Raw genomic sequence first — 19,435 nt, 5'->3', positions numbered from 1 at the left:
AAGTTATTTGAGATTTATTTCAAGCTCATTTATATCTTCTAATTTCGTGTTAGGGGATTTGGATTGTTTGTATACGAAACCGTTTCCTTTTATGGTTATTTTGATATTTGTATAAGTTTTTAAAATTCTCATTAAATCTCTTTTTGAGATTCCTATAAGGTTTGGAAGGTATTCGGTTTTTTCATATTTTATTGTGGGTTTTGGTATGCTAATTTTTGAGGGAATTTTAATTTTATTAAATTCGTTTTTATTGTTGTGATATTCAATTAACTCTATTATTTCTTTTGCCATTGGTGCAGCAATTCTTGTCCCATATATTATCTTTTTAGGATATCTGTACACAATATATATAATGTATTGTGGCTGCTCTGTAGGATATATTACCAATATTGATGATGTATAATCTTCTTCTGAATATTTTCCCGTAGCTTTGTCAATGACTTGTGAAGTTCCACTTTTTGCTGAAATGTTTAAGTTTTTTGTCTTAAGTCTTGGTATTCCGCCTTTATTTACAACTTCTTTCATCATTTTTAAAACTTCTTGTGCTGTATGACTAGATATCACTTTTCTAATTTCTTCTTTTTGAAATTCTTGAATTGTATTTTCCGTTTCATTACTTATTTTTTTTATGATTTTGGGTTTTAGCATAGTTCCATTATTACTTAGTATGCTGGCAGCTTGTAATATTTGGATAGCTGATACGCCTAGTTCTTGCCCAAATCCGATTGTGGCTTTGCTTCGTCCCGACCATTTTGAATAATGATTTAGCAAGCCTTTTGTCTCGCCAGGAAATGGAAATCCAACTTTTTTCCCAAATCCAAAATCTAGAAGTTTGTTATAGAAATATTCATTACTTACTTTTTCTGTAATGTGAGCTATTCCTACATTTGATGAGTGAATTAAAATTCCACTAGAATCGATATATCCATAAGGAGGATTTAAGGTTTTAATTGTGACTATCTCTCCTGACTTGAACTTTTTTTGATATATGCCGTTATCTAAAAATTTTTCATTTAATTTTAGCTGACCACTGTCTAATATGATAGCAACTGTAAAAATTTTATTAATACTTCCAGGTTCATAGGTGAGGGATGTGGCAAAATTATTCCATGTGTCCTTAGGATATTCCGAATAGTAATTGGCATCGTATTGTGGGAATTGAAGCATCGATAAAATTTCTCCATTCTTAGCATCCATTACCATAGCAATCATGCTTTCGGGATTATTTTCGTTGAAGTATTTTTTGGCTATCTGATTTATACTTCTTTGAAGGTCTATGTCTATTGTTAAGTATATGTTATGTGTGCTTAATTTTTCGTTGATAGATTGCTGCTTTGTCAAATCTTCATTTAGTGTGCTATTTAGGGATAGCTCGATACCCGTAAGCCCAATGTTGTCAATTCCAACGAATCCTGTAATATTGCTGGTCAGTTCCCTGAATGGATAGATTCTTGTATAGTCTGGATAAAGTGCAATGTCTTTTAATCTTCCTTCTAATTGAATTCTTTTAATTAGCTCAGATTCTTCCCTTGTTACTTTTCTTTTAATATATATAAATCCTTTTTTTGAAGACAATCTTTGTTTAAGTATTTGAGACTCAATCTTAAGTATTGCACCAAGGGTTTCTGATGTGTTTACAATATTACTTATCTTTGTGGGATCTGTTCCAACTGAATATGATTTTGAAGAGAAAGCTACCACTTTGCCATTTCTATCATAAATATTGCCTCTTCTTGAGATGTTATTTATGCTATGAGAGAAATATGATATATCTTTTGAAGACATTAGCATAAAATATTTATTAATGGTAAACAGTACTATTAATAAAAAAATTATAAGGACTATATTTAATCTTAATTTACTAATAGAATGTTTAGCCATTAAGTATTTTTAGTTGCTCCTTGCATAATAGCCTTTAAATGTTAGAAATTTTAATATTAATGTTTGATTAATTTTTCTCATATTTATAATATTATATTATGAAAAATTAAATTTGAAAGAGGTTCAACTATAGTGAATGTTAGGACTTTAAGAGGGTTTAAGGATTATTTGCCAAAGGAAGCGTTAATTCGTACGCATATTATAAGACAAATATATAGTGTTCTTAATTCGTATAATTTTGATTTAATAGATACCCCTGTACTTGAGTATTCTGAGTTTCTTTTAAGGAAGGGTGGTGATGAGGCAGAAAAGCAAACTTATCGATTTAAAGATAACGGTGAGAGAGATGTTTCTATGCGTTTTGATTTGACGGTTCCTTTTGCAAGATTTGTAGCCACTAATAGAACGAAGCTTAAATTTCCTTTCAAGCGGTCTCAAATAGGAAAGGTATTCAGAGGTGAGAAAACTCAGAAGGGCAGATATAGAGAATTTATGCAATTTGATTTTGATATAGTTGGTGAGGATAATTATCGGAGTGATGCTGAAATTTTATCTGTTGTTTATTTTGGACTTGAAGAGATTTTTTTAAATTTCATAGAAGGAATTAATAGAAGGTTTGTTATCCAGTTCTCTCATATTGGGATATTGAATTCTTATATTGATAAGTTGGAATTAAATGATAAGGCTGTCTTTATTTTAAGAAATATAGATAAATTGGACAAGATAGGAATTGACAGTGCAAGAGAGGCTTTACTTGTAGAGCTAAACGAAGAGCATGTCAATTTAATATTAGAGTTTATAGGCTTAAAGGGCACTTTTTGGGATAAGTTAGAAGCTTTAAAAGGCATTCTGGGCCAAAATAATGCTATTAAGAGAATTGAAGATGTTTTTGCGCATCTGAGTTTATTAGGGATTCAAGATGCTTTTAATTTTAATCTTAAAATAGTTCGAGGACTTGATTATTACACTGGAATTGTATTTGAAGCTGAAATGTTGGGTATTAATATGGGAAGCGTTTGCAGTGGTGGAAGATATGATAATTTGCTTTCATCATTTTCGAGTTCCTTGCGAAAGGTTTCAGGAGTTGGAGGTTCTTTTGGTATTAATAGGATTGGAGATGTAATTGAGCTTGAAAAATTTAGCTATATCAAGTTATTTGTTGTTAAGGCCAGTTCTAGAGTATTAATTGTTAATATAGACAGTAGTTTGCAAGATTATTATTATAAACTTGCGGATAAGTTTAGAAGACATGATTATTCCAAGCTGAATAATATTGCTTGTGAAGTATATCCTAAAAATAAGGATGGCAAAAATATCAAGGATCAAATAGAATATGCTTTTAATAAGGAAATAAGGTTCTTGGTTTTTGTTGGTCAAGAGGAATATAGAAAAAATAAGATAAAGGTTAGAGATTTAACTAGAAAGGAAGAGTTACTAGTATCTTTTAATGAGGCTATAAAAGTTATTAAGGGGAATGATAAATTTTTATGTACACCTTTTTAATCTAAAAGTATTGAAACTTGACTTGAGAGGCATATTTATAGTCAGCAAAAAATCAACTCTTTTCTATTTTGCGGATTGTGATTGCGTTTAGCACAAGATTATTTTTGGTATAATCTATTTGTCCAAGTATTTCAACAGAATCTTTAAAGTCAATATCAATATCAAAAGTTGTTTTTGTTGTGATTATACCTTCAAGGGCGCTTTTATTATATCCTACATAAAAATCAAAATAAATTATGTTATTTTTTTTCTCAATATTGTTTACAATGCCTTCCCATTTGACATATACATTTGAGTAAATTAGAGGAGTTTTTTGAATTTCTTTTAAATCCAAGTAATCGTTAAATGTAATAAAATCTGGTTTTGAGATAAAACTTGCAAGGTTCTTGGCTTTGAGTTTAATTGATTCTGATGCATTTGAGTTTAATATCTTATTTATTTCGATTGTTGCAAAATTGTCTTTACCTGCCTTTAAGTGAGTTTTTATTTGTTGAAATGAATTTTTGATTTCAGTTTCAGTTAGTATAAACACAAATTGCCCTTCATCGTTTTCAATCTTTTCTTTGTCATTGATTTTGATGTCATCAATATATGCAGCAATGTTGTTTTTGGCTTTTTTGGCTTTTGGGCTAGAGCTTAAAGGTAATGTAATTAATTCTTCGGAGTTTACAATTAAGAATATTGCTAATATTAGGGACATAAATCCTACTAATATTTTTATTGAGTCGAATAGACTTTTTCCTATTTTTGCTTTGATTTCTGGGAATAGTTTGTCATATAGTTTATTTTTATTAGAAAATAGTGCTCCCTGAATTGGAGTTCTACGAATAGTTTCTAAAGATAGCTCTGAGCGTTTTATCTCTTGATTTTCTTCTATCATTTTAAGCCATATTTGTATAGCCTTATCTTCTTTGCCTTGAGTTACTAATAATATTGCAATTGATTGCTTTACGTCTGGATCTGTTGGGTTTAAAGTATAAGCCTTCCTTAAATATGTCTGGGCATTTCCTAAATTTCCCATTCTAAGATAAGCCATTCCTAAAATATAATGATAAAAGTAGTAATTCTTATAGAAGAAAATTTCTTTTTCTAATAGTTTTACTACCTCTGAATATTTATGAGAGTTGTAATATCGGATAGATTTGTTAATAATTTTATTATATTCCATAAAGTTGAAGTTACCCTCATAATCTTATTTTTAATGTGATATATATAGATTTTATCTTAAAAAAATAATAAATAGAATATTGTTTTTTGCTTTAAAAGACCCGTTTGACTAAAAATTTATTAATGTTATAATTATATAAACTCATTGGGAATTTATATATATTTATATATTAGACTTTTAAAGTGGTGGAATGTGTCATCAGAAAAAATCTCAGAATTAATTAAGGATATTTATTCAAACTTTAGAAAAGGTGACTTTAGGGCAGCTTTGATGAAGTCAGAAGAGGCGCATTCCTTGGATTTTGACAATGTTGAGATTTTGACGGCTTTGAAAAGTTCTGTATATTGGAATGGTCAGGTTGAAAGCCTTGATAGGATAGGCCAAGACTATGAGAAAGCGGAATTTCTGGTAAGAGAATGGAATAATTTTGCGAGAAGATATTTAAAAAAAATGAGTTTCGATTTTATTCAGGGTCGTAATGCAATTAAATATTTTGTATTTCAGTTATGCTTAGGCATATATAAAAATATATATAAATTACAGCCAGAAAATTTAGACATTTTAATAAAGATTGCTAAGTCTTACAAGGGAATGGGTGATTATGAGAGGGCTATAGGCGTTTTTTTACAGGTATTAGGAGATGTTAAAGAAAATTCAGATGTAATAGCTGAACTTGCTGATTCTTATGCTCTTATTGATGAGATTAAGGAAGCTAAAGTCTTATTTAGAGAGGCTTTTTTTATTAATCCTCAGAGGATAGATGTAGAGGCTCTGGAGTCTGAGATGATACTTAAGTTAATAGAGGCTATTAGAGGCGATAGAAATATTTCCGATACTCTTATTAAGGAATGGATACCTGTTTATGGGGCACTAAATGGTGTTTTTAACATAAAGCGAGAATTAAGACCTATTGAGCTGGGGCATTTGAAGCAGTCTGTTTATAGTCTACGGAATGAGCTTAAAGAGAAGTCTTATAGGTCAATAAATGAGAGTATATTATTGCCAAGGCTTATTAATAAGTATTTTTGGCTTATTGATCATTATGTGAGGATAAAGGAAGATCGGGTGCGGATTGATGAAATTTTATCTTATATTAAAGAAGTGGATATAGGAATATATCAGCAGTATGTGAATTAAGTTGGTTTGAATAAAACTGGTATTAGGAGAGTTTAATGTCTAATATTACTATAGAAAAATTAGATAATATTTTGCAAGAAGATAAGTGGACACGGATAGTTGTTAATAACTATTCTCTTGCTAAGGTAAGGGAATTGGATGAATTAATAGATAACATAATTTCTGAAAATTTAACAGAAGAGGCTTTAGATATTTGTGGTAAGCATTTAAAGGATATCAAGAAAAGTATTGCTGGTCTTTATATTTCAGGTATGCTTATATATAGTAGAAGACCACTTAATGATATGAGCTTGCTGACGGTTGTTGACTTGTTTTCTCAAAATTTGAAGTGGTCACTTGTTGAACATATATGTCACAAGATGTTGAGAACTTCTGAAAATAAGCATGCACTTTATACTCTCGCAAAGATATATACTCAAAATAACGAGAGTGATAAACTGCCAGATATTTGGGTTCGTATTGTTGAGGCTGATGTTGACGATACTACAGTTGTGAGACAGCTTGCAACTCATTATGAGAATATTGATTTACAAAAATCAATATATTTTTTTAGAAAAGCTATTTACCGTTTTATTGATAAAAAACAGATGTCGGGTATTAGAGAGGTGTGGTCTAAGCTGATCAGGTATGTATCTGATGATTTCGATTCTTTTCTTCTTATACTTCAAAAGGTTGAAAAGGAGCTTGGATTTAAAAAGGCCATAGTTCTTTATGAGGATTTATATGAGCATTATTCTGTAAGTGAAAATACTGATGGGACAATAGAAATTTTAAAGGGCATTTTAAAGCTGGATAATAAAAATCAGAAAGCAAGGGAAAATTTAGTTATCTTTTTAAGAGAGAAGTATAAAGGCATTAAAAATATTGAGGAATATCTTGAGAAATCTGATATTGAAAATTTGGATAAAAATTTTGTTGATGCTTATTCTGATTTTGAAAAATATTTATTTTTTGCTAAGGGAAATTTTGTATATCATCAAACTTGGTCTGTTGGAATAGTTAAGGATGTAAGCGATCAAGGCATTTTGGTTGATTTTATTTCTAAGCGGGGACATTTTATTAGTTTTGATATGGCTATATCTGCTCTAGCGCCTCTTGAGAGAGAAGATATTCGAGTTTTGAAGGCAATTAAGCCAAAGGAAGAGCTTATAGAGAACCTTAAAAAAGATATTGAATGGGCCTTAAGAGTGATTATTAAAAGTTATAAATCAATTGATCTTAAGGGCATAAAAAAAGAACTTGTTCCAAGTTTAATGACTCAGAGCGTGTGGAATGCATGGAGCATAAAGGCTAAGCAAATTTTGAAAGATAATCCCCATTTTGTAATGGCATCTGGAAAGGCTGACTGTTATATATATAATGAAAGGGCTTCTAACTTTAATGAAAAGGTTTATGATAAATTTAAAGTAGAGAAGGATTTTTACAAAAGATATGAAATTTTTATGAACTATTGCAATGTTAGTGGTGTTGCTAAGGAATTGCATGTTGAGGAGGAAATGCTTAATTATTTTTTAATTTATGTTAATAATTTTACGAAAGTTGATCATCATGTTATAAGTTCTTATGTGATACTTAAATCTTTAAAGAATTCTGAAAGTGAACTTGCTTTGAAGGTTAATATTGAAAAAGATATTAACTTAGAGGTTTTATTAAGGGAATATTCTAAGAGTATAGTAGATCTTTTTAATTCAATTTTGAATGCAGAAATTAAGAAAGAGTTAATATCTTTAGTTAAGGAAGAACTGATTGATTGGGTTTCCTATTATAAGCAACTTTTTCCGTATTCTGTTAATAAGAAATTGATAGATTCTCTTTACAAGGAAGATGTCAAAGAAACTGAACAGCTTTTTAACTATGTTATAAAAAATTACAAAATTTATAAAGATGCGTATATTTGGATTTTAAAGCATCATAATTCTTATTCTCTTAGTTTGAATTATTCCGATTCAGAGTTGCTGGTAAATTTAATCAAGATTTTAACAGAGAGTGTTGTTAAGATTAACAATAAAAATAATTCTGTTGCTAATAAGAGAATTTATAAGATGGTAATCAATCTTTTAGTTAAGGATCAATATCTTAGCATGGTTTTAGGTGAGGTTATGGATGAGGAGCTTGCTAAGAGAGTGTATATGACTTGTTTTTATATAAAAGATTTTCCACCTAAGGATCTTTTAGACATTAAGACTGTAATAAGAACTGTCTTTAGTAATATTGAATTTGAAGATGAGAAAATGCAAGTATCAGGAGACAAAGTTGAAGTAGGATTTTTGACTATTTTGAGTTCTTTTAATAGGAAGCAGAAGGAACTACAGCACCTAAAGGATGTGGAAATACCAGAGAATTCTAAAGAAATTGGTAAGGCTCGTGAGCTTGGTGATTTAAAGGAGAATGCAGAATATCACTCTGCAAAGGAAAGGCAACAGTTTTTAACAAAGAGATTAAATTCTCTTATGTCAGAGATAGATGTTGCAAAGGTTATTGATACTAAGGAGCTTCAAAGTTCTGTTGTTGGGTTTGGAACAAAAGTTACTATTTTAAATGAAGATACCGATAAGGAAGAGTCTTATTTGATATTTGGACCTTGGGAGTCTAATCCTGATGAGGGTGTTATCTCTTATAAATCGCCTTTTGGAGAAAATTTGCTAGACTCAAAAGAAGGTGATCATCTTGATTTTGTAATAAACAATACTCGTTTCCGATATTGTGTTAAAAAAATAGAACCCTACCAAAAATAGTTAGAAGAGGAAAGATGTCGAAATTAAAAGGTAAAATAGAGGTTTCTGTAGATGATAAATTAAATAAAGAGAAGGCCATTGAGCTTGCTAGGATTCAAATAGAGAAAGATTTTGGAAAGGGGAGTCTTATTAAGATGGGCGAATTTCCTGTGGGTAAGGGTATAGAAAGCATATCAAGTGGTTCTATTTTGCTTGATGAGGCACTTGGTGTTGGGGGATATCCGAAGGGGAGAATAGTAGAGATCTTTGGCCCTGAATCTTCTGGTAAGACTACTTTAACTCTTCAAGCGATTGCTGAGGTTCAAAAATGTGGTGGTATAGCAGCTTTTATTGATGCTGAACATGCTCTTGATCCTGCTTATGCAAAGGCTTTGGGTGTAAATATTGCTGAACTTTGGCTTAGTCAGCCCGATACAGGTGAGCAAGCACTTGAGATTGCTGAATATTTAATTAGAAGTGGTGGAGTTGATTTGATTGTTGTCGATTCTGTTGCAGCTTTAACACCACAGGCGGAAATTGATGGAGAAATGGGAGATTTTCAGATTGGATTACAGGCAAGATTAATGAGTAAGGCTTTAAGGAAGATCACAGGGATACTCTCAAAGTCTAATACTTGTATTATGTTTATCAATCAGATAAGAATGAAAATAGGCGTTATATTTGGCAGTCCAGAGACTACTACTGGAGGGAATGCTTTAAAATTTTATTCTTCTCTTCGTCTTGAGGTTAGGAAAATTGATCAGGTAACGGGAAGTTCTGCTGATGATATTATTGGTAATAAGGTCAGAGTTAAGGTTGTAAAGAATAAAGTAGCCCCTCCTTTTCGTAAAGTAGAGCTTGTGATTTATTTTGGGAAAGGTATTTCTCGTGAGGCTAGTATATTGGATGCTTCAGTTAAGTATAATTTGATACAGAAAACAGGTTCTTGGTATTCTATGGGAGATGATAAATTGGGACAGGGTAGAGAGGGTGTTATTAATTATCTCATTAAAGAGCAGAATCTTACTGATGATCTTGAAAGTAAGCTTAGAGGGATAATTTTTGAAGGTTTAAGTACGGATTCTCTTGAAGTTGGCAAACTTAATGTTAAGCAAAATAAAGAATAAAATAACAAGTTTGGATAGTTATTTGATTACTTGTAATGATTTTAAAGGGGGAATAGAAAATTTCTTTGATTATATAAGAAATGAAAGGGAGATTTTAAAGACTTTTGATTTGAACAAGATAATAGAAGATTTTTTGGTATTCTCTGATGGTATTGAAATAGATATTAAAGAATTAATTAAGTTTTATTCTTTAATAAGTAGTTTGCTTTATTTAAAGACTCAAATTCTTTATCCAGTAAAATTAAAGAATAAAAGACTGGCTGAAAAGGAGATAATTCGGAAATTAATAACTTTCAGTGAAAAGTATAAATCGTCTAAAGTGAAGCGGAATTTAAAAGGTGGGATAATATCTGGGTCTAAGAAATCTTTTTTTGAAGGAATTAACGTCTTTTCAGAGTGTGTAGATAATGCTTTGAATTGTAGGTTTAAAGTGAAAGAATTTAAGAGTAGAATTGGAGTAGTAAAGAAGGATAAAAATTGTGACGATATTCTTGATGATAAATTTAGGGTGAAGATTATCCCGAGTATATATGATTCTAGAATTTTAGATAAAAAAATAAAGATTATTTCAATTTTAAAGAAAGAGAATAGTTTTATTTTTGAGATTTTATTGGATTCTGATGACAAATATTATTTTTTTAAAAGATTTTGCTACTTTTTGATTGCTCTTGAATATAAAATGTCGAATATTGTAGATTTGGTTTATATAAATGGGAAACTAATTTTAAAGAAAGGAAAGGATATTGACAAATATGAACAGCAGAGGGCTTAGAGTTCATGTTTTTTTGGCAGGCAAAGGTATAGGTTCTAGGAGATTTTGTGAGGAGCTGATAAGAAAAAATCTTGTAAAAATAAACGGTAAGGTTGCAAAGCTCGGAGATAGGGTAATTTTAGGGGATAGTGTCAAGTATAAGAGACATATATTTGTTTTTAAAGAGTCTGGGCTTAAAAACAAGGTTTATATAGCTCTTAATAAACCTAAAAATTATTTGTGTGCTAATTTTGATCCAAGTGGAAGAAAATTAGCAATATCTTTAGTGCAACCTTTATTTAGCGAACGTCTATTCTCAATTGGTAGACTTGATTTTAAAAGTTCAGGTTTGTTGCTTTTTACTAATGATGGGCAATTTGCAAATAGTATTGTTCATCCTAGGGGTGAGGTTGAAAAAGAATATATTGTTGAGGCGAAGCGGGATATTGATGAAAATTTGCTTATTAATTTTAAACGGGGAATCAAAATAGATAAAGAAATTTTTAAGTTGAAATCTTATACTATTCTTAGCAATAATTCTGTTAGGTTGGTTTTAACGGAGGGTAAGAACAGAGAGATTCGAAAAGTCTTTTTAAGTAGAAATATTTTTTTAAATAAGGTTCACAGAATTAGAATAGGTAATATCAAATTGGATAATTTAAAAGAAGGGCATATTGGAGTTGTTCCTTTATCTAGGGTTAATAAATTAAAGTTGAAGCTTTTAAGAGGTGCTAAATGATAATTGCAATTGATGGCCCTTCAGCTTCAGGAAAAAGTACTATTGCTGAAGAGCTGGGAATGAGATTGAATTTTAAGTTTATTAGTTCTGGGTATCTTTATAGGGTAATAACTTTAATTGCTCAAAAGTTTACTCTAAATGAATATGATTTGCTTAGCGAGAGCAAAGTTTTGGAACTTATTTCTCAAAATGATATAAAATTTAACGGTGTTCATTTTTTGCTTAATGGTGAAAATATTGTAACTCATATTTTAAATGAAAAAATAGATCTCCAAGTTTCTCTTTATTCTTCTTATGGTGGCATTAGGCATATTGTGAATAAAAAGTTAAAAGAAATAGTTAAATTAGGGAATGATAATTATATAATAGAGGGTAGGGATATTACTACTGTAGTTTTTCCAGAAGCTGAATTTAAAGTATATCTTGATGCTTCTGTTAAAGTGCGTGCTTTAAGGCGATATAAGCAAAGAGATGGAGATATAATTTTGGAGGAGTTAGAGCAAGCACTAGGAAGGCGGGATGAAATTGATAAGAATAGAGAGTATGGTAAATTGAAATTAGCTGCAGATGTTTTTTATATTGATACAAGCTATAAATGCTTGGAAGATGTATGCCGTATTATCATAGAGACTTTTAATTTGAAAAAAATGTTATAGAGAGGTGTGAATGGAAAATCAGGAAGATTTACAAGAAAATTATCTAAAGGTTCTTGAGAAAGTAGAACTTGGGAGTAATGTTTCTGGTATTGTTGTAAATATTATGAAGGATTATGTACTTGTAGATATTGGTTATAAATCTGAAGGTTTTATTAAAATTGATGAATTTGAAACCATTCCAAGTGTTGGAGATAGGCTTGATGCAATAGTTGCAAGAATTGGGGGAGAATTGGGGTTGATTCTTAGTGTTGAAAAGCTTGATTCTCTAAATTTTCAAGACAAAGTTGATGAGTATATTGCGAGTAGGAAAGTACTTAAGGGTAAGGTTTTGTTTGAACTTCCAAGTGGATATAAGATTCAAATTAATGGTAATATTACTGGATTTATGCCATCTTATTTGAGTTCTAAGTCTAGAGACGAAAAATTAAAAAGGGGTTCAATTGTTGAATTTTATGTTATTGAGGCAAATAAAACAGATGGACTTAAACTTATTTTTGATAGACGAACTTTAGAAAAAGATCGAGAGATTTTGAGGCGAAGAGAGCTTGTTGGTGCTTATAATGAGGGAGATATAGTTGATGGAGTTGTCGAGAGACTTACAGATTATGGTGCTATTATAAAGGTTAGGGATTTTGTTTTAGGAGTATTACATAAGAGGAATATTGCATTTAATCGTGTTGAAAATATTGAAAACTTTATCAATGTTGGTGATAAGTTGAGATTGCAAATCATCAGACTAAATACTACTACAGGAAAGATGGAGTTATCTCTTAAGGCTTTAAAGGCAAATCCATGGGATTTTGTTGAATCTAAGTATGAGGTTGGAAGTATTGTTAAGGGAAAAGTTATTAAGATATTGCCCTTTGGCGCTGTAGTTGAACTTGATAGTGAGATATCAGGATTTCTTCATATAAGTAATTTTTCTTGGGTTAAAGTAATAAAGAGTGCTCAGGAAGTAGTTAAGATCGGACAAATTATAGAAGTTAAGATTTTAGAGATAGACAGGGAAAGTCAAAAAATATCTTTGGGGATTAAGCAAGTTAATGGGAATCCTTGGGATACTTTGTCTGAGAGATTTTCTGTTGGAAAGGTTGTTCAGGGTGTTGTTAAGAATATTACAAAGACAGGTGCTTTTGTTAATATTGAAGAGGGAGTAGATGCATACATTAGTAAATTTGATATTTCTTGGGTTGAGGATATCGATTCCGAGGATTACTTTAACTTGGGTAGCTCGATTAGTGGAAAAGTTATTGAATTTGATGCAAAGAGGCAGAACATTAGATTGGGGATTAAACAGTTAGAGGAGAATCCTTGGGATGATTTTTCTAAGAGTTATAAAAAAGGTGATTCTCTTGAAGTTGAAGTTATTGAGAAGAAATCAAAGGGAGTTCAGGTAAGAGTTTATAATAAAATAATGGGATTTATTAGTAAAATTCAACTTGGAGATACTAAAGAGTCCAGTTTGGATACTTTTGAAAATTTGAATGTTGGAGATAAGCTTAAAGTTATAATAACGAGTATTGATTTCAAGAATAAGTTGGTTTTACTCTCTTATAGGGAATATAAGAGTCAAGAATCAAGAGAGGAAGTTTCTTCCTATTTATTTAGGGAAAATGATGAAGAGTCTTATAAACCCTTTGCGAGTCTGCTAAAGAGGGATATTGATGTTTAAGAATAAATTTTTTATGGGGATCCTCGCAATTATTGTTTTCGTTGGAATTATAGTTATTTTTTATAATTCTATGGATGTGGATTATGTTAAGGCGGGGGGGGGAATAGTAGAAGGTCTTGAAAGCGATTTAAATATGTATTTGAGAGAAAAGAATCTTGAAGAGAAAAGAAAAATAGCGATTAAAATAGAGGAATCTATAAATAAGATTGCTGATGTGTCTTATGAATATCTTGCAAGATTTTATCTAGCAAGATCTACTTATTTTCAAAGTAAAGGTTTATATAAGGAAGCTCTTGATGATTTAAATATTGTTATTAGGTCAGGACGGATTGAAAGGGAACTTGCCTACGTTAATAAAGCTGTGATTTATGAAAAGATGGGACAAATGGAAGATGCTTTACTGGTTTATGATAATGTTATCAATCAAACCAAATTAGACTTTATTAAAATAAGAGCATTGCTTAGTAAGGCATTGTTAATTGAGGATAGAGATAAAAGCTTGGCTATTGAGATATATGAGCAAGTTTCTAATTTTTCTTATGAGAATAACTTATATGTTAATTTTGCCAAGAATAAACTTTGGTATCTTAAATGATTTTGTTTATTTTTGTTACAGCATGAAAAAGGTTTATAGTAATATATTTTTGATCATTTTTTTATTAATTTTTGGTTGTGGAATTGAGAATATCGCAATCGTTGATTCTCCTGTTAAAGTTGATAGTAGAGCTTCTAGAGATACTCTTGCTTTTCTAATACCTTTTGGGTATTTTAATAAACCTAATGCTTTTAAGGTGAGGGGGTTTGATATATATTATAAATTTTATCCGGAAGGTTCAAATTATCATTCTAATAGTTTTACAAAGAGTGTTCAAAAGGATTTTGATGCTTTAAAGGGGGTTTTTAATAATGTTACTGAGTTTAACAAGAGAGGGTTTTACAAGATAAATTTAGATCATGATCGTTTTTCAGGAAGGCCGACTTTAAAATTAGATCCAAGTTGGGTTAAGGGTAGGTTTCCCTTATATTTTGAATTTAATTTTGAAAATTTAAGAAAGAGCAATCCTGGATCTGTTTTGCTTAGTATAAGGAAAGGTAGTGATTCTTCAGCACCTCTCCTTGTAGATGCTCAGACTGTATATAGATCTTATGTTGTAGATGACTCATATATTGAATTTTATGAAGCTCTTAAAAAATCCAAAGTTTCAGATATTGAGAAACGGCCACTTGATCTTAAGCATATTAACAAAGATTTTTTTACTAAAGATATTTCTCCTAAGTATAATTTAGTAATTTTTGTTATGGCAGTGGGTAATGCTATTGAAGATGATCTTTATAGTGTTGTTCTTGATATAGGTAGTGTAGATAGTTTTAGCTTGGAGAGTTAGTTGAAGGCAAATCATGTTAACATTTTTTTTCCATTTAATTTTAACTAATATTGTTATTTCCTTTGTGATAAGTTTTTTTGTTGTCGTTTTTGGTATATTGAAGTTTGGATTTTTACTGGTTTATTTGGTAAGTTTCTTGGGGAGTGTTTTATTTTTATTTTTTATACCTATTTTTTACTTCGATTATTATAATAGATACATAGATTTTTTATTTTATTTGTTTCCTATTATTGGATCAGTGGTCTTGATCTTTTTATTAAGATTTTCCGAGAGAAGTAAGAATGATTTATAAGGAAAATTTTGAGATTGTGCTTGTATCAAGTTCTCCTTCTAGAGCCAAGTTTTTAGAGTCTTTGAAAATTAATTTTTTGTCCCTTAGTGTTGAAATTGATGAGGATTCAATAATGAAATTAGTCGAGGATAGTGCTACAGAAAAAATAGCTAATCTTAAGCTTGCTAGTGCTATTGAAAAATACGGCAAGGATAAATGCTTAATTACTGTTGATACTCTGTTAAGGGATGACTTGGTTTATGTTGGTAAAATAAGAGACGAAAAAGAAGCTTTTAATAGAATAATAGGGTGGTATAGTAATAAGCTTGTTGAGGTAGAAACTAGTTTTTGTATATTTATTCCAATAAAAGAGAGAGAAGTGAAAGCTTGTGAGATTTCACTTATTAAATTTAGGGAGTTAAATCCAGATATTGTTCATCATTATATTGCTCTTGGACATTGGAGAGATAAATCTGGTGGCATAAGTCTTAAGAATGGCGTTGCGGAGATTTTAATTGAATATATTAATGGCAGCTATTCAAATATAGTAGGCTTACCAATTGGGTTATTTTATGATATTCTTATTAGAGAAAAAGTAATTTCCGCTATGTAAGTAGTGAGTAAAAGAGAAGGACTTAGGAGGTCATTTTGGCAGTTATTACAATGAAGAGCCTTTTAGAAGCTGGAGTTCATTTTGGGCATCAAGTGAAAAGGCTTGATCCAAGGATGAAAAGATTTATCTTTTCAGAAAGAAATGAGATACATATTTTGGATTTACAAAAGACTTTGCAAGGCATTAAGGATTCTTATGAACTTGTTCAAAGCGTGATAAAGAGTGGGAAAAAGGTTTTGTTTGTTGGGACTAAAAAGCAAGCAAGCGAGATCATCGAACAGGAGGCTAAAAGAAGTGATATGCCTTATGTGAATAATAGATGGCTTGGCGGGATGCTTTCAAATTTTAATACGATTAAGAAATCGGTTCAAAAGCTAAAAAAATTAGAAAAAATGGAAGTTGATGGGACTTTTGATATGATTAGTAAGAAGGAAGTTTCTCAACTTAATCGAGAAAAGTTAAAATTAGCTAAGAATTTAACTGGGATTAAGGATATGGAGGATCTGCCGGGTGCAATTTTTATTATTGATCCTAAGAGAGAGCAAATAGTTATCAATGAAGCTAGAAAACTTGGTATCCCTATTATTTCAGTTGTTGATACAAATTGCAATCCAGATGTAATTGATTGTCCAATTCCTGGGAATGATGATGCAATTCGTTCTGTTGCTTTATTTACCAAGATAATATCTGATGCTATCTTGGAGAGCGATAAGGAAGTTGGGATTCAAATAGTTGAAAATTTGAATGAAGAAGACTTAATGGATGAAATTGGAGTTAAGAATAATACAAGAGAATTAGAGGAAGATAAAGGAGAATAATATGAGTATTAGTCCTCAAGAGGTAAAAAAGCTCAGAGATGCAACTGGGGCTGGATTTAGTGATTGTAAGAAAGCATTGGATACTGTTGGCGGTGATTTTGAATTGGCTAAGAGGAAACTTAGAGAGATGGGAATTGCATCAGCGGATAAAAGGAGTGATAGGGATGCTAAGGAGGGAAGAGTATTCTCTTATATAAGCAAAGAGAGAGTGGGTCTTTTGCTTATGTCATGTGAAACAGATTTTGTTGCCATGAATAATGATTTTGTGAATCTTGGAAATTCTTTAATACAGCAATTAGTTGAGAGTGGTAAGGATTCTCTAGATAGTGAGCAAGAACATGAAATTAAGAATTTAGCAGCTACGATCAAGGAAAATATTCAAGTAAAGAAGATTTTCCTTACGAGTATTACATCTAATGAGCTTGTTAAAAATTATCTTCATGGTGAGCAATCTAAAATAGGCGTTTTTGTTAAATTAAGGGTAGATGATGTTTCAAAAATAGAAAATGAGAACTTGAATAGTCTTGCAATGGATTTAGCTTTACATGTAGCAGCTTTTGCTCCGCTTTATTTAGATGTTGATAGTATTTGTCCTAATTATGTTAAAGATCAGGAAGAAGTGTTTATTAGACAGATGGAAGCTAGTGGGAAACCTGCCGATATAATTAAGGGGATAGTGTCTGGGAAACTTAAAAAGCATTTGGGAGAAATTTCTCTCTTAGAGCAGGGCTTTGTCAAGGATGATAAGCTTACTGTTGGAGAAAAGATTGAGGAGATTTCAAAATCGATTTCAAGCAAGATCGAGATAGTTGATTTTAAATATTTAGGTGTTGGGTGATAATTCATTGTTGCCTTTTTGATTTTTTAGGAGGCTTGAATGGAGGAATATAAGGCTTTATTGGACGATAAGATGGATAAAGTTCTTTTGTCTCTTGAGAGTGAATATAAATCTTTAAGAACGGGTAGAATCAGTAGTGCTATTTTTGATAAAGTGTTAGTTGATTATTATGGAGAAAAAATTCCTTTAAGTAGGGTTGCTAATATTGGTATTCCTGAGGCGAGGATGGTTGTTATTCAACCTTGGGATAAAAGTTTGTTGGCTAAGATAGAACAGGCTATACTTAATTCTGACCTTTCTATGAACCCTTCAAGTGATGGAGCAGTGCTTAGGATTAAGGTACCTGCGCTTACTGTTGAGAGGCGTAAAGAAATTGTCAAGCAGGCAAAAAAGATAGCTGAGGAATATAGAGTTGCAGCTAGGCATGTGAGGCAGGAGTTAAATACTTGGGCAAAAAAGCGAGAGAAAGATTCTGAGATTACGGAGGATGATTTACGACGGATTTTGGAGGATGTTCAAAAGGTTACTAATTCTTATATTAAGAGAATAGATGGAATTTTAGATTTAAAAACAAAAGAGATAATGGAAGTTTAGGTTTATGAATAGCGAATCTCTTCCAATGCATGTTGGAATCATTATGGATGGAAATAGAAGATGGGCTTTGGAAAGAGGTCTATCTTCTCTTGAAGGGCATAAAGAGGGTTTAAAGAGAGCTAAGGAGATTATCAAGCATTCTTTAAAATTGGGTATAAAGTATTTGTCATTTTATGTTTTCTCTACAGAAAATTGGAGTAGGACAAAGCACGAGATAGAAGATTTAATGCTTTTAATTGTCAATTATTTAAGCACTGAATTTGAGTTTTACAGTACAAATAATATAAAAATAATAGTTTCTGGGGACATTGAGGCTTTGGATAGGGGGGTAAGGAAAGCAATCATTGACGCTATTGATTTTACTAAAGATTTTGACGGGATTATTTTGAATTTAGCAATTAATTATGGTGGTCGAAATGAAATAGTTAGAGCTGTCCATAGAATTCTGAGGAGTGATTTAAATCTCGAGGCCTTAGATGAAATTAAGTTTTCTAAATTTTTAGACAATCCGGAGCTTTGTGATCCCGACCTTTTAATACGTACTGGTGGAGATATGCGAATAAGCAATTTTCTTTTATGGAGAATTGCTTATTGTGAATTTGTTTTTTCAAATATTTTGTGGCCAGAGTATTTTATTTCTAATTATGGTGAAGATTTAGAATGTTTTAGAAATAGGAAGAGAAATTTTGGGAGATGAAAATTTGTTTGGTTTTAGGTCTAAAAAGTTGACATTTATTGCGCGACTTGGTACATTTATGTTTTTTGTTCCTTTAATTCTGTTTTTAATATTTTTGGAATTTAAAAGTTATTTGTTCATTAATATTTTACTTTTTATTTTTAGTGGAATTTCTGCTAAGGAAGTTAATGATTTGCTTAAGGTTAAATCCTCTGCTATTTCAAGTGTTTTAGCTTTTCTTGTAGGAATATTTCCTCCAATCTTGACGTATGTGCATTTCAATATTTTTGATTTGGGTATAAATGTGATATTTTATTTAGTTATAGCTTTAGTTTTTAGTAACTGGATTGTCAATTTGGTTTTCATTAAAGAACATGAAATTGTTAATTTTTTATTGCAGGCCACTTCAATAATTTTTATACTTATATATCCGGGTATTTTAATTTCATTTATTGTTGCTATTACTACTTTACCAAAGGCTCCTATTCTTTTATTGATACTTTTTGCTATGGTTAGTGGTAATGATACTTTTGCTTATCTTTGTGGATATTTTTTTGGAAAAAATAGTTATAGGCCCACAATTATCAGCCCCAATAAGACTATAATGGGATTTTTAAGTGGAATATTGTTTTCTGTTCTTGTTGCAGTAATTGTAGTATTTTTAGGGCTAATAAATTTGACCTACGGTGAAGCTGTGATTTTTGGTGTACTAATAGGATTTTTTACTATTATTGGCGATTTATTTGAGTCTGGACTTAAGCGTAGTGCAGGAGTTAAGGACTCTGGCAATATTATCCCTGGAAGAGGCGGCGCTCTTGATTCGATTGATTCATTCCTTTTAACAGGTCCTATATTTTATTTATACTTATCGTAGGCATTTTTGGGAGGAATT

Annotated in this window: 19 protein-coding genes; 17 read left to right on the top strand and 2 right to left on the bottom strand. The window is 30.9% G+C overall.

Annotated elements, in window-relative coordinates; translation table 11 throughout:
- Positions 1-3 precede the first annotated feature (3 nt).
- A complete protein-coding gene (locus CR532_RS00700; RefSeq protein ID WP_108728930.1) occupies positions 4-1,881 on the bottom strand; it encodes a PASTA domain-containing penicillin-binding protein in 1,878 nt (625 codons plus the stop codon).
- Positions 1,882-2,013: 132 nt separating this feature from the next.
- On the opposite strand from CR532_RS00700, the gene hisS reads away from it, so the two are divergent.
- Complete coding sequence (gene hisS, locus CR532_RS00695) at positions 2,014-3,384, top strand: histidine--tRNA ligase (RefSeq protein ID WP_108728929.1); 1,371 nt, start codon at positions 2,014-2,016, stop codon at positions 3,382-3,384.
- 52 nt (positions 3,385-3,436) lie between these two features.
- On the opposite strand, the gene CR532_RS00690 is transcribed toward hisS, so the two are convergent.
- Positions 3,437-4,552 (bottom strand): tetratricopeptide repeat protein, encoded by a 1,116-nt coding sequence (locus CR532_RS00690; protein ID WP_108728928.1) that lies wholly within the window; start codon positions 4,550-4,552, stop codon positions 3,437-3,439.
- A gap of 192 nt (positions 4,553-4,744) precedes the next feature.
- Here CR532_RS00690 and CR532_RS00685 point away from each other — a divergent pair, with 192 nt between their 5' ends.
- The 16 genes from CR532_RS00685 to CR532_RS00610 are packed head-to-tail and all read left to right on the top strand — an operon-like array spanning position 4,745 to position 19,417.
- The gene (locus tag CR532_RS00685) at positions 4,745-5,689 is read left to right on the top strand and encodes a tetratricopeptide repeat protein (protein WP_108728927.1); all 945 of its coding nucleotides are present in this window, start codon (positions 4,745-4,747) and stop codon (positions 5,687-5,689) included.
- Between the two features lie 35 nt (positions 5,690-5,724).
- Positions 5,725-8,424, top strand: coding sequence for a transcription elongation factor GreA (gene greA, locus CR532_RS00680; RefSeq protein ID WP_108728926.1), 2,700 nt, complete (start codon positions 5,725-5,727; stop codon positions 8,422-8,424).
- A gap of 14 nt (positions 8,425-8,438) precedes the next feature.
- On the top strand, positions 8,439-9,530 hold the full coding sequence (gene recA / locus CR532_RS00675; RefSeq protein ID WP_108728925.1) for a recombinase RecA: 1,092 nt from the start codon (positions 8,439-8,441) through the stop codon (positions 9,528-9,530).
- Positions 9,508-10,302, top strand: coding sequence for a hypothetical protein (locus tag CR532_RS00670; protein WP_199911289.1), 795 nt, complete (start codon positions 9,508-9,510; stop codon positions 10,300-10,302). Before recA ends, CR532_RS00670 begins: the two co-directional genes overlap by 23 nt.
- Positions 10,283-11,020 (top strand): pseudouridine synthase, encoded by a 738-nt coding sequence (locus CR532_RS00665; RefSeq protein WP_375537731.1) that lies wholly within the window; start codon positions 10,283-10,285, stop codon positions 11,018-11,020. Before CR532_RS00670 ends, CR532_RS00665 begins: the two co-directional genes overlap by 20 nt.
- Complete coding sequence (cmk, locus tag CR532_RS00660) at positions 11,017-11,676, top strand: (d)CMP kinase (RefSeq protein WP_108728923.1); 660 nt, start codon at positions 11,017-11,019, stop codon at positions 11,674-11,676. Before CR532_RS00665 ends, cmk begins: the two co-directional genes overlap by 4 nt.
- A gap of 10 nt (positions 11,677-11,686) precedes the next feature.
- On the top strand, positions 11,687-13,348 hold the full coding sequence (locus CR532_RS00655; protein WP_108728922.1) for a 30S ribosomal protein S1: 1,662 nt from the start codon (positions 11,687-11,689) through the stop codon (positions 13,346-13,348).
- Positions 13,341-13,943, top strand: coding sequence for a hypothetical protein (locus CR532_RS00650; protein WP_199911288.1), 603 nt, complete (start codon positions 13,341-13,343; stop codon positions 13,941-13,943). The genes CR532_RS00655 and CR532_RS00650 overlap by 8 nt, the downstream gene beginning before the upstream one ends.
- A 22-nt stretch (positions 13,944-13,965) precedes the next feature.
- Entirely contained in the window at positions 13,966-14,733 is a 768-nt protein-coding gene (locus CR532_RS00645; protein ID WP_108729601.1) for a hypothetical protein, read from the top strand.
- A gap of 13 nt (positions 14,734-14,746) precedes the next feature.
- On the top strand, positions 14,747-15,025 hold the full coding sequence (locus CR532_RS05480) for a hypothetical protein (protein ID WP_108728920.1): 279 nt from the start codon (positions 14,747-14,749) through the stop codon (positions 15,023-15,025).
- Positions 15,015-15,617, top strand: coding sequence for a Maf family protein (locus tag CR532_RS00635; RefSeq protein WP_108728919.1), 603 nt, complete (start codon positions 15,015-15,017; stop codon positions 15,615-15,617). The genes CR532_RS05480 and CR532_RS00635 overlap by 11 nt, the downstream gene beginning before the upstream one ends.
- Before the next feature lie 35 nt (positions 15,618-15,652).
- The gene (gene rpsB, locus CR532_RS00630) at positions 15,653-16,435 is read left to right on the top strand and encodes a 30S ribosomal protein S2 (protein ID WP_108728918.1); all 783 of its coding nucleotides are present in this window, start codon (positions 15,653-15,655) and stop codon (positions 16,433-16,435) included.
- Between the two features lies 1 nt (position 16,436).
- Positions 16,437-17,273 carry a translation elongation factor Ts gene (tsf, locus tag CR532_RS00625; protein ID WP_108728917.1) on the top strand — a complete coding sequence of 279 codons (837 nt, stop codon included), beginning with the start codon at positions 16,437-16,439 and terminating at the stop codon, positions 17,271-17,273.
- Positions 17,274-17,312: 39 nt separating this feature from the next.
- Complete coding sequence (gene frr, locus CR532_RS00620; protein WP_108728916.1) at positions 17,313-17,867, top strand: ribosome recycling factor; 555 nt, start codon at positions 17,313-17,315, stop codon at positions 17,865-17,867.
- A 4-nt stretch (positions 17,868-17,871) separates the two neighbouring features.
- Complete coding sequence (uppS, locus tag CR532_RS00615; RefSeq protein WP_108728915.1) at positions 17,872-18,564, top strand: polyprenyl diphosphate synthase; 693 nt, start codon at positions 17,872-17,874, stop codon at positions 18,562-18,564.
- Positions 18,565-18,568: 4 nt separating this feature from the next.
- Positions 18,569-19,417 carry a phosphatidate cytidylyltransferase gene (locus CR532_RS00610; protein WP_259772299.1) on the top strand — a complete coding sequence of 283 codons (849 nt, stop codon included), beginning with the start codon at positions 18,569-18,571 and terminating at the stop codon, positions 19,415-19,417.
- Positions 19,418-19,435 lie beyond the last annotated feature (18 nt).

The organism is Candidatus Borreliella tachyglossi (assembly GCF_003076595.1).
Lineage (GTDB): Bacteria > Spirochaetota > Spirochaetia > Borreliales > Borreliaceae > Borrelia > Borrelia tachyglossi.
The sequence above is the reverse complement of the archived record's forward strand: the minus strand, read 5'-3'. Positions and strand labels throughout refer to the sequence as shown.

Excerpts from the sequence above, each read along its gene's own strand:
- CR532_RS00645 (WP_108729601.1), top strand. The coding sequence starts at position 13,966 with ATGAAAAAGGTTTATAGTAATATATTTTTGATCATTTTTTTATTAATT.
- uppS (WP_108728915.1), top strand. The coding sequence starts at position 17,872 with ATGAATAGCGAATCTCTTCCAATGCATGTTGGAATCATTATGGATGGA.
- CR532_RS00635 (WP_108728919.1), top strand. The coding sequence starts at position 15,015 with ATGATTTATAAGGAAAATTTTGAGATTGTGCTTGTATCAAGTTCTCCT.
- tsf (WP_108728917.1), top strand. The coding sequence starts at position 16,437 with ATGAGTATTAGTCCTCAAGAGGTAAAAAAGCTCAGAGATGCAACTGGG.
- CR532_RS00670 (WP_199911289.1), top strand. The coding sequence starts at position 9,508 with ATGTTAAGCAAAATAAAGAATAAAATAACAAGTTTGGATAGTTATTTG.
- greA (WP_108728926.1), top strand. The coding sequence starts at position 5,725 with ATGTCTAATATTACTATAGAAAAATTAGATAATATTTTGCAAGAAGAT.
- cmk (WP_108728923.1), top strand. The coding sequence starts at position 11,017 with ATGATAATTGCAATTGATGGCCCTTCAGCTTCAGGAAAAAGTACTATT.
- recA (WP_108728925.1), top strand. The coding sequence starts at position 8,439 with ATGTCGAAATTAAAAGGTAAAATAGAGGTTTCTGTAGATGATAAATTA.
- CR532_RS00655 (WP_108728922.1), top strand. The coding sequence starts at position 11,687 with ATGGAAAATCAGGAAGATTTACAAGAAAATTATCTAAAGGTTCTTGAG.
- CR532_RS00690 (WP_108728928.1), bottom strand. The coding sequence starts at position 4,552 with ATGGAATATAATAAAATTATTAACAAATCTATCCGATATTACAACTCT.
- CR532_RS00650 (WP_199911288.1), top strand. The coding sequence starts at position 13,341 with ATGTTTAAGAATAAATTTTTTATGGGGATCCTCGCAATTATTGTTTTC.
- frr (WP_108728916.1), top strand. The coding sequence starts at position 17,313 with ATGGAGGAATATAAGGCTTTATTGGACGATAAGATGGATAAAGTTCTT.
- CR532_RS05480 (WP_108728920.1), top strand. The coding sequence starts at position 14,747 with ATGTTAACATTTTTTTTCCATTTAATTTTAACTAATATTGTTATTTCC.
- CR532_RS00665 (WP_375537731.1), top strand. The coding sequence starts at position 10,283 with ATGAACAGCAGAGGGCTTAGAGTTCATGTTTTTTTGGCAGGCAAAGGT.
- CR532_RS00700 (WP_108728930.1), bottom strand. The coding sequence starts at position 1,881 with ATGGCTAAACATTCTATTAGTAAATTAAGATTAAATATAGTCCTTATA.